Genomic DNA, 10708 nt, shown 5'->3' on the forward strand with positions numbered 1-10708 from the left:
ATGAACGTTACCAAGAAAAATTAAACGGCTTAAGCCCATTAGAATACAGGGTTCAAGCCGCTTAAAGTGTTTTTTATTATTTCCACTGTCTACTTGACAGGGAGCTGTTCAGATACTGAAAAACTAGATTCTTTTTCTGGGAATATAAGTAATGTAGCGCATGTAGGCTTTATGTGAACATAGTCGCGTATACGAGAACCGTAACATCCGATAATAAAATCTATTTTCGGATTGTTACTACATAGCCATGAGATGGTAGCTCCAACACTAAAGCCGATAAGTCCAATATGTGTGTAACGACTAGAAAGATGAGTAATGAATGTTTCAATTTGCTTTTTTCCATCTTCAAATCCAATATGATTCATAAAAAAATGATATGCTTTTTCTTCATCAATATAATGAAATGCAGGTTGCGATTGTAGCAGATTAGGACAGAATACATCTATATGAGATGAAGTAAAGTGCTGGGTAACGTGATGCATATGGTCGTTCACACCATATATTTCATGAACAATAACGAGAGCTAATTTTTCCTTCATAGTTATAAAGTACCTCTATGAAACTTAATTTCTTTCTCAACAAGACAAATACGCAGGTGGAAGTTTTCATACCATTGCTCACGACCTCTTTTTTTCGCTTCTTTATGTAAGGTGTTCTTTTTCCAATTTTCAATCGCATCAAGTGATTCCCAATAAGAAATTGTTATTCCGAGTCCAGAATTACCTCTTGCACTTTCTACACCTAAAAATCCAGGTTGTTGCTTTGCAAGTTTCTCCATTTCTTCGGCAACGGTATTATAGTCTGTTGTATCATTTGATAAATTAGAAGTGAATATAACTGCATAATAAGGCTTGTTTTTTTCTAAAGTAGATGCCATTATTTTTCCTCCTTAATGTATAGTACGAATAATTAATCCATAGTTTGTATTTTAGCAGGTCACAAAAAGAAAAGAAGTAGAAAATTCTTATTTTTTCAGCTCATGTAAAATAAAGGGTTGAAGAAATTTATAATAAGTAATCTGAAAGAAGAAAAATGCCACTTCAAAAGAGAAGTGGCATTTCTTATATTTCCTCTAAGCTATTAACTGGAACAGTTAATTCGCGTCCTGGGTTTTTTACTTCATATATGCGGGCGGTTTCATTGCTTTCATCGACGTGTTGAATCATAACAGGCATGCCTTGAAAATTGACATTGGCTTGTTCTGCTGACATAGAAAGCTCTTTTGCACGTTGTATATTCATTTATATTCCTCCCATTATTATTATCTTTGCTAAAAAAGAGGAATAATATACCATTTAGAGACATTCTTAAAGTTTTTGTATTATTTGTAATGTTTCTTTAATAAATGAAGAAAAGATGGAATCAGGATAACCATCTATCGTTTGAACTGCTTCTTTTGCTTCTTTCAGAGCAGCTGGTTTATCTTGAAGTTTTATATGACACAGGGCACGATAAGACCCAGCTGTTAATACCCACGATTGATCAAGTGGATGACTCATATAATCTGGTATGGTAGCGTGTTTTAATATTGCCAAAGCTTCCTTATAACGTTTTAAGCCATACAAAGATTTTCCTTTTTCAAGATAATATAATCCATCGTCTTGAAAGATTGGTTCATCTTTTAGTTTTTCTCGGAATTGTTCTAGATGTTCTAATGCGATTGTATATTCATTAGTAATTGTGTTGTAGTAGTAAGCTTTTAAAATATCAATAATCGCAATGGATAGAATATCTTCTGTAAAAATGGCAAATTGCTCCGATTTTTTTATGTAATATAAATACTGTTCTTTATCAGCTGTAATGACTTTTTGGTAAGATAAAATGCGATAAAATTCATCTGTTTTATAATACACTTGATGTTTTTTTGAAAATGCAAGTGCATCTAAAATGACTTTTTCACATTTTTCATAATTGCCGTATGCGAGTAAAATAATGGCTTCTTTTAAGTATAATTGTATATGTGTAATGAGATCCATTTCTAAATTCTTCGCTTTATATTCATCACGAATTGTAGCAATCATCTGTAAACATTCTTTATATTTTTTACGTTTGAAGAGCATATAGTAAAACAGTAGTTTCGTTTCAGTGCTTTCTCGATATAAAGTATATTTTTCAAATATAGAAACAGCAGTTTCAACGTAATATTCAATATGATAATCGTTCATAATAGTTGCTCCTGTTAGGAACTGTTTATATAAGCGAGCTGTATTTAAAGTAGAAGGTAGCTCTGTTTGAACGATAGGTAGTAAAGTCTTGTATACTTCATCGCATTTATTTGCCTTTATTAGTTGCTCCATTTTTTGAATGAGTTCTACAATTTCTCCTTCATCTTCTTCTAATAAAAAGCTCGTTTCACATTCAAGTTTTTCCGCAATATATTGTAATGTTTTCATAGAAGGTGTAGCTTTTCCATTTTCAATTTGACTAAGCATACTTTTTGTCAGTTCCGAACCTGCCAGTGCTGTTTGCGTAAGCTTTTTTTCTTTTCGTAATGCTTTAATTTTTTCGCCGAGAGTTGCCATATTATTGCTCCTTTATATTTAAAAAGTTTAATTGTATTTAACTTTTTGTTGTGAAAATTGGAAAGTTGATTATATAATAAGTTTAACACAATTTAACTTTTAAGGGGAGAGAGTCAAAAATGGAAGATATAAGTATAGGACAACATGATTCAAGAATGAAGATTGCAACGAGAAATATCATTTTAATGATGATTGGAAAAATGACGTCTTTATTAGGCGCAGGTATTTATACGTTCGCAATGGGGTTATATGTATTAAAGACTACTGGTTCAGGGATGGGGTTTGCAACTACGCTCGTTTGCGGATCACTTCCAAGGATGATCTGTGGCCCAATTGCTGGTGCTGTAGCAGACCGTGTGAATCGAAAATGGCTTGTCATTGGTACTGATTTATTAAGTAGCTTAACGATGCTTAGTATGTTTATTCTTGCTACTATATTTGGACCATCACTTCTTTTTATTTATATTTCAGCAGCATTATTATCAATTTGTGCAAGTTTTTATTCTGTTGCATTAACTTCGTCTATTCCGAGTTTAGTAGATGAAGGACGTATTCAAAAAGCGAGTGCTTTAAATCAAACGGCGGCTTCTTTATCAAATATTTTAGGACCGATTATTGGCGGAGTTGTATATGGTTTCTTTTCAATTAAATCGTTTTTCCTATTAAATAGTATTACGTTCTTTTTAGCGGTTATTTTGCAATTATTTATCGTATTTGATTTATATAAAAAAGAAGTGGCTGAGAGTACAGAGCATTTCTTGACGAGTATAAAAGAAGGTTTTTTATATGTAAAAAGACAACATGAAATATATGGTTTAATGAAAATAGCATTGTGGGTAAACTTTTTTGCGTGTGGTCTAACAGTTGCACTTCCTTACATTATCGTCCATACATTGCATTTATCTTCAAAGCAACTCGGTACTGTAGAAGGAATGTTAGCAGTCGGGATGCTAATGGGAGCGATTGCTTTATCAGTGCGTAAAGAAGTGAATACTCCGTTTCGTTCTATTTATACTGGACTGTTTTTGTTTGCAGGTTTAAGTTTATGTACAGTCTTTCCGTTGTTAGTTATCATTCCAAAAGTAGCAAGTTTTATTTACTATATTGCTTTTATGATGTTAACTGGTATAGCAATTATGATTGTAAACATTCCAATGCAAGTACATATGCAAAAAACGACAGATCCGAGCTACCTAGGGCGTGTGTTTGGCCTACTTGAAACAATTGCGACTGCAATCGCACCACTTGGTATGATTGTATATGGACTACTATTAGATATGTTGCCAACTAGCATTGTTATGATGACAATAGGCGGAGGGTTATTGTTAGTTGTATTAGTTGGAGTAAAGCAACATATGGCGAAAAAACAAGTAGATGTGTCCGCTTAAAAATAAGAAAATAATGAAAATTCGACTTATCATTATAAAAATGACCGAATTAGTATTTTAGTTTTTGAAACTCTTTTTCATGTATGTTACAGTATAGTGAGCAGGCAAAGAAAAGGAGACAACAGCATGAAAAAATTAAGTTTTGTTATGCTTTTTCTATTAGTCGTAATGGCTGGATGTAGCAATTATGACACATATATTGAAACAGGTATGCAATCATTGAAAGATGAAAAGTATAGTGATGCAACAATGTGGTTCGAAAAAGCAGAAAAAGAGAAATCAGGAAACGAAGCGAAATCATATAAAGAAGTTGCTGAGAAAATGGATCACGGAGCAACAGCATTAAAAGACGGTAAGTATTTAGAAGCGAAAGACATTGCAAATGAAGTGTTACAAAAGAAAAAAGATGATGAACTTGAAAAAGCTGTAACATCAAATGCAGAGAATATGCTTCAAAAAGCAAAAGATGTGGAAGAGAAAGTAAATGAAAGAGTGGCAAAGCGTAGAAAGGTAGAAGAAGAAGGAATCGATAAAATTATTAAAGCTGTCGATAGTATAGATGAAGTGAAAGAAAAAGAGAAGAAAGTATCAGAAGCATTAGATAAGGCTGAAGAGGCGCAAGCAAAAATTGAGGCAAAGAAAAATAAATAGATTTATAGTTTAAAAGGCTGTCGTGCATAACGACAGTCTTTTAATTTTTTGTTGCAAATGAAGTGATGCTCTGTAGTAAAAAAGAAATGATTTTAGAATTCCATCTGTCCTCATGATGAATCGTATAAATATTACGCTGAAATTCAAATTCAGGGATTGGTATATAGCATAGCTCATTTCGTTGTATTTCTTGCTCGATAGCAAGTTTAGAAATAAAGGCAATTCCATTACCATATTTTAAAATTTGTTTCATCGTTTCTAATGAGTCTAATTCAATTTCAGATTGGAATGTAATGTTGTGCGCCAACGTCCATTGTGTAAGTAAATCTCTCGTTGTAGATGGATTACGATGCAATAGTATGCGTTCCTTTTCGATATTTTGTAACGATACATTGTCTTTCTTTGAAAAATGATGTTCTTTGGAAAAGGCAAGAACAAGTGTATCGGGCATTATATTCGTTTGTTTTAAAAGAGGTTCATCAAATGGAGCAGCGGAAATTATCCCAAGATCGATTTCGTGATTTTGTAGCATCATTCGAATTTCAGGGGCTGTTTTCACTAGTAGCGTTATTTTTATATTGGGAAATTCGCATTGAAATTGATGAACGACTTCTGGCAAAAGATAAGTCGCTGGTACATAACTAGCGCCGATTGTTATAGCACCTTTATGAAAATCTTTAAACTCTTGCGTGACACGTCTAGCTTCTTTCATAAGCGCATCTATTTTACAAGCATAATGGTGCAAAGCCTCACCAGCCTCTGTTAAGAAATACCTTCCAGAACGTAATTCGAATAAAGACACACCGAGTTCTTCTTCTAAGCTTTTTATATGAAAAGTAATAGTTGGTTGTTTAACGCCAAGTTTTTCTGCAACGATTGTAAGCTTTTTGTATTTCTTAATAAGTACTACAATTTCTAATTTTAAGAGATTCATTATGAATTGCCGCCTTTTTTATTTTAAATATAGAAAAAATCTATAGAAATAAATAGTTTATTAGAAGTTTTTTAATTTAATCTTTACAGTACATTAACATTCAGTATAAATCTTCCATATAGAATGAAAGCAGGTTAAGAATGAGGGGAGAGAGGTGAAGCAATGGATATTAAAATTAGTGGATTAGAAAAGACATTTGGAAAAACACAGGCGTTAAAGCCGTTGCAGATTGTAATGAAACAAGGGGAATTCACTACACTTTTAGGGCCTTCGGGGTGTGGGAAAACGACTTTACTTAGAATGATAGCAGGGCTTGAAGAACCGGATAAAGGAGAAATATATTTTGGAGACCAGTGCATGTATTCTGCTACCAAAAAGATAAAGACATCTCCTCATGAACGGAATATCGGTATGGTATTTCAAGATTTTGCTTTATGGCCGCACATGACTGTTTTTGAAAATGTTGCATTTGGTTTAAGAGCTACAAAGCAAACGAATCATTTACGAGAAAAAGTAGAAGATGCGATAAAGCGAGTTCGCCTGCAAGGTATGGAGAAACGGTATCCACACGAACTTTCTGGTGGACAGCAACAACGTGTCGCATTCGCTAGAGCAATTGTAACAAAACCTCATTTTATTTTGTTTGATGAACCGCTAAGTGCACTCGATGCAATTTTGCGAGAAGAAATGAGAATAGAGCTTATGGATATCGTTCATTCCATTGGTTTAACTGCACTGTATGTCACTCACGATCAAACAGAAGCAATGTCAATGTCAGACCAAATTATTGTCATGAAACAAGGAGAAGTATTACAAAAAGGAACACCGGAAGATATTTATGTGAAACCGTCTCATGAATTTGTTGCCAAATTTGTTGGTAAGGCGAATTGGCTTGTAGAGGGTGAAAAAATGATTCGTCCAGAGCATGTGAGTTGGACAAAAAATGATGTGTGCGAAATGTATACAGGTGAAATTCAGCACGTTACATATGTAGGAGAACGTTATGAAGTGAAAGTAAATATGGGGACTTTAGGCATCTGGACAGCCTATTACAATAGTAAGCTAAGCATCGGGAAACCAGTATCGTTATATGTACCAAAAAAATGTATTCATCATATAGGGGGAGAATCGTATGAAGGAATTCAGTTCGCTTAAGTCTTTATTTGTATGTACTTTACTATTTTCTACTGTAGTAACGGGTTGTAGTTCAAAGACAGGTAATGCAGATGCAAAAAGTAAAAATACGAATGAAAAGAAAATTGTTGTATATAGTGCAGGGCCAAAAGGATTAGCAGAAAAAATTCAAAAAGACTTTGAAAAGAAAACTGGTATAAAGGTGGAAATGTTTCAAGGGACAACTGGTAAAATTTTAGCGAGAATGGAAGCTGAAAAGAAAAATCCAGTCGTTGACGTTGTCGTACTCGCTTCCTTACCAGCGATGGAAGGATTAAAGAAAGAGGGTCAAACGTTAGCTTATAAAGAGGCGAAACAAGCTGATAAGCTGCGTTCTGAATGGTCAGATGATAAAGGACATTATTTCGGGTATAGTGCTTCAGCATTAGGGATTGTGTACAATACAAAAAATGTGAAGACAGCGCCTGAAGATTGGAGCGATATAACGAAAGGAGAATGGAAAGGGAAAGTGAATCTTCCAGATCCAGCACTTTCAGGTTCAGCTTTAGATTTTGTAACAGGATACGTGAAAAAGAATGGACAAGATGGATGGAATTTATTTGAGCAGCTTAAGAAAAATGAAGTTACAGTAGCAGGAGCAAACCAGGAAGCGTTAGACCCAGTTGTAACAGGTGCGAAAGATATGGTCATTGCGGGTGTTGATTATATGACGTATAGCGCAAAAGCAAAGGGTGAACCTGTTGATATCGTATATCCAAAAAGCGGAACAGTTATTAGCCCACGTGCAGTGGGGATTATGAAGGATAGTAAAAATGTTGAAGGTGCAAAAGAGTTTATTGATTATTTATTATCCGATGATGTACAAAAACAAGTTTCTAAAGCGTATTTATTGCCTGGTAGAACAGATATAAAAGCTGAAAATAGACCAAATGTAGAAGAGATTCCAGTATTAAATATTGATTGGAAAACAGTTGAGAAAGAGCAAGATGAAATAGGGAAACAATTTAAGAAAGTATTTCAATAAGATGGTGATTCCATGGTAAATCGATTCGTATCAGTAAGACAAGTTGGAATGACGGTAGCGTTATTACTTGTGGCGATGTTAATCGTCATTCCACTTTTTCTTATTTTATTTTCTAGTGTATATGAAAATAGCAGTTGGAATTTTTTAAAGCCTTTTGAAGTGATGCAGAGTGGTGGATTAGCTGGGATTTTTCTGAATTCGATGCTTCTAGGTGTACTCGTTGTAATAGGAGCTACAATATTTGCATTTCCATTGGCGTTTATTATGAGCAAAACAGATGTAGGAAAGTATAGTAAGTTAGATATTGTTTTTATGATTCCATTTATGACACCGCCGTATATTGGATCAATGGGCTGGATTTTGTTCATGCAACCTAACGGCTATTTTGAACAATTTTTTCCGATGCTAAAGACAGTTTCATCATCGTTTTTTAGTTTAGGAGGTATGGTCTTAATTATGAGTCTGCATTTATTCCCATTCCTTTATTTCATGCTGAAAAACACGTTACTTCAGATTGGGAGTAGTAAAGAAGAAGCTGCAGCAGTTCATGGCGGAAGTTTTTTCTATCGTTTAAGAAAAATAATATTGCCGTTATTAGTATCAAGTTATGTAATGGGTGCTTTACTCATTTTTGTAAAGACGATTGCTGAATTTGGAACACCGGCTACATTCGGACGTAGAATAGGATTCCACGTGTTAACATCAGAAATCCATAAATTTATTTCGAGTTGGCCAATTGATTTTAGTAGTGCAACAGCATTATCTTCTTTATTACTTAGTGCTTGTATGCTTATTTGGTATATGCAAAATGTATTGAATCGAAAGTATTCATATGCAATGGTTAGTGGAAAAGGTGTGAAATCTAAAAGATATACTTTGTCTATATTTATGCGCGTTGTAGCATGGATGTATGTAATTGGTTTATTAATCGTATCAATTGGAATTCCATACTTTTCTATACTTATTGCTTCTTTGTCAAAATTAAGAGGCGGCGGTTTACATGTAAATAACTTTACAACAAGCCATTATGAGGCATTGTTTACAATAGGATCTCCGGGATTAGAGGCTTTATGGAATAGTTTTCTTTTTTCACTCGTAACAGCGATTATCGCGGTAATGATTGGAGTATTTTTGGCACTTATGGTTCGAAAGGGGAAAAAAACCTCTGAAAAATGTCTTGATATGTGCGGTATGTTACCGAACATGGTACCAGGAATCGTTATGGTTGTAGGTCTTATTCTATTTTGGAATTCACCATATATGCCTATGTCAATTTATAATACACCAATCATGGTTATCGTAACGTATGTTGTTCTGTTTTTACCTTACACGGTGCAATATGTAAAATCATCACTCGGACAAATTGATGATTCTCTCATGCAGGCAGGAAGTGTTTTTTCTGGAAATTATATTTATATTTTTAGAAAAATAATATTGCCTCTTATTATCCCAGGTATTCTTGCCGGATGGGCGATGACATTTACAATTTCGATAAGGGAGTTAGTAGCATCGCTTCTCGTACTACCTCCATCAGTAGAAACGTCAGCAACATTTATTTTTGCTCAATTTGAACAAGGAGAAGTATCTATTGGAATGGCGATGGCTGTCGTTTCAGTTGGACTTACAACACTATGTTTATTATTTCTGCAGCATATGGAGCAAAAACGAAAAGGGGTAGCATGATGAGGGTAGAAGTATGGGGAGGAGCAGGAGAGTACGGTCGCTCCTGCTATTTTGTAAAAAATAAAGAGACGAAAATAGTATTTGATTGTGGTATTAATCGATCTTATGAGGATGGTTATCCAAAAATAGAGAGAGAAGCTGCTCCATTTTTAGATGCGATATTTTTATCACATATTCATGAAGATCATACGATGGGTTTACCTTTATTAGCGAAGTATGGATATAAGAAAAAAATTTGGACGACTCGTTATACGAAGGAGAAACTGCTGTTATATTATGAAAAGTGGAGAAACTATAATGTGAGGCAAGGGTGGAATTTACCTTATAGCGACCAACACATAAAAGATTTAAATTATGTATGTATTGATGAGATTAGCAATCCAAATGAATGGGTACAAATTACTCCTACATTGCGGTTTCAATGGGGATATAGTGGGCATGTATTAGGAGCTGTTTGGTTTTTAGTTGATATGTGTAATACATACGTATTTTATTCAGGCGACTATTCAGCAGAGTCTAATATACTACGAGCTAATTTACCTGAGAAATTGGGCCACAATATAAAAGTTGCAATTGTAGATGCCGCTTATCACACAGAGGATGTTTCGCAAAATGAAAGATTAGACGATCTATGTGCAGAAATTGAACGAGTTATGCAAAATAAAGGAATAGCATTATTACCGCTGCCACAACTTGGTAGGGCACAAGATATAGTATTGTATTTATATGAACGATATAAAGAATTTCCGCTTATAGTAGATAAAGAAATTTTGGCTGGGTTTGAAGAGATGTTCGTATATAAAGATTGGATAAAAAATAATGAAGAACTTAAATGGGTTATGGAGAGTTTAAAAAGAAACATAATAGTGATGGATAATGATATTAGTATGCAAAATAGTTACGGAATAGTTGTAATGAGTGATGCGAATATGCAAACGAAACGAGCGCAGTTATATTATGAACAACTTCGGAATGAAAAACGGAATGCCGTTATTTTTACTGGGCATATTGCGAAAGGGAGTTTTGCAGAAAAAGTTATGAAAGAGCATGTAAGGAATACATGTAGGGTGAATCGAGTTGTGTATAAAGTTCACCAAAGTATAAGAGACGTTAAAGAGATGTTAAATACATTATTACCAGAACATACGGTGCTAGTGCACGCTTTGAAAGAGGATACGGATCGATTACAACAAAAGCTAAGTACAGCAGGATATGAAAATGTATATTCACTTGCAATGGAACGTGTAGAAGTCATTTGAAATGTAAAGACCTGCGGTAGTATGTCAACTGAAAAATAATATCTTTTGAAGTTATCAAAGGACAAATTGCTTAAAAAAGACATCACGAAACTAGACCAGTATTTTATGTAAAA

Annotated in this window: 10 protein-coding genes and 1 pseudogene; 6 read left to right on the plus strand and 5 right to left on the minus strand. The window is 34.2% G+C overall.

Annotated features, from left to right (window positions below; translation table 11 throughout):
• Nucleotides 1–110 precede the first annotated feature (110 nt).
• From MR168_RS29920 to MR168_RS29935, 4 genes and pseudogenes are all read right to left on the minus strand, one after another.
• Nucleotides 111–539: pseudogene (locus tag MR168_RS29920) on the minus strand (dienelactone hydrolase family protein); the annotation flags it as partial.
• A gap of 2 nt (nt 540–541) precedes the next feature.
• On the minus strand, nt 542–877 hold the full coding sequence (locus MR168_RS29925; RefSeq protein WP_000168853.1) for an antibiotic biosynthesis monooxygenase family protein: 336 nt from the start codon (nt 875–877) through the stop codon (nt 542–544).
• 184 nt (nt 878–1061) lie between these two features.
• The gene (locus tag MR168_RS29930) at nt 1062–1241 is read right to left on the minus strand and encodes an H-type small acid-soluble spore protein (protein WP_001025737.1); all 180 of its coding nucleotides are present in this window, start codon (nt 1239–1241) and stop codon (nt 1062–1064) included.
• A gap of 66 nt (nt 1242–1307) precedes the next feature.
• A complete protein-coding gene (locus MR168_RS29935; protein ID WP_000212351.1) occupies nt 1308–2522 on the minus strand; it encodes a helix-turn-helix domain-containing protein in 1215 nt (404 codons plus the stop codon).
• 119 nt (nt 2523–2641) lie between these two features.
• On the opposite strand from MR168_RS29935, the gene MR168_RS29940 reads away from it, so the two are divergent.
• Complete coding sequence (locus tag MR168_RS29940) at nt 2642–3910, plus strand: MFS transporter (RefSeq protein ID WP_000389503.1); 1269 nt, start codon at nt 2642–2644, stop codon at nt 3908–3910.
• 126 nt (nt 3911–4036) lie between these two features.
• The gene (locus tag MR168_RS29945) at nt 4037–4561 is read left to right on the plus strand and encodes a COG3014 family protein (RefSeq protein ID WP_000736437.1); all 525 of its coding nucleotides are present in this window, start codon (nt 4037–4039) and stop codon (nt 4559–4561) included.
• A gap of 40 nt (nt 4562–4601) precedes the next feature.
• Here the strand turns inward: MR168_RS29945 and MR168_RS29950 are convergent, their stop codons facing one another.
• Nucleotides 4602–5495, minus strand: a complete 894-nt coding sequence (locus MR168_RS29950) for a LysR family transcriptional regulator (protein WP_001050611.1) — start codon at nt 5493–5495, stop codon at nt 4602–4604.
• A gap of 162 nt (nt 5496–5657) precedes the next feature.
• Here MR168_RS29950 and MR168_RS29955 point away from each other — a divergent pair, with 162 nt between their 5' ends.
• The 4 genes from MR168_RS29955 to MR168_RS29970 are packed head-to-tail and all read left to right on the plus strand — an operon-like array spanning nt 5658 to nt 10595.
• On the plus strand, nt 5658–6650 hold the full coding sequence (locus tag MR168_RS29955) for an ABC transporter ATP-binding protein (protein ID WP_086411433.1): 993 nt from the start codon (nt 5658–5660) through the stop codon (nt 6648–6650).
• Complete coding sequence (locus MR168_RS29960; protein ID WP_086411432.1) at nt 6628–7653, plus strand: ABC transporter substrate-binding protein; 1026 nt, start codon at nt 6628–6630, stop codon at nt 7651–7653. Before MR168_RS29955 ends, MR168_RS29960 begins: the two co-directional genes overlap by 23 nt.
• 12 nt (nt 7654–7665) lie before the next feature.
• Nucleotides 7666–9336, plus strand: coding sequence for an ABC transporter permease (locus MR168_RS29965; RefSeq protein WP_086411431.1), 1671 nt, complete (start codon nt 7666–7668; stop codon nt 9334–9336).
• Nucleotides 9333–10595 carry an MBL fold metallo-hydrolase gene (locus MR168_RS29970; RefSeq protein WP_242291704.1) on the plus strand — a complete coding sequence of 421 codons (1263 nt, stop codon included), beginning with the start codon at nt 9333–9335 and terminating at the stop codon, nt 10593–10595. The genes MR168_RS29965 and MR168_RS29970 overlap by 4 nt, the downstream gene beginning before the upstream one ends.
• The last annotated feature ends 113 nt before the right edge of the window (nt 10596–10708 follow it).

Origin of the sequence: Bacillus cereus group sp. BfR-BA-01356, assembly GCF_022663635.1 — a bacterium.
In the GTDB taxonomy this organism is placed as follows: domain Bacteria; phylum Bacillota; class Bacilli; order Bacillales; family Bacillaceae_G; genus Bacillus_A; species Bacillus_A cereus.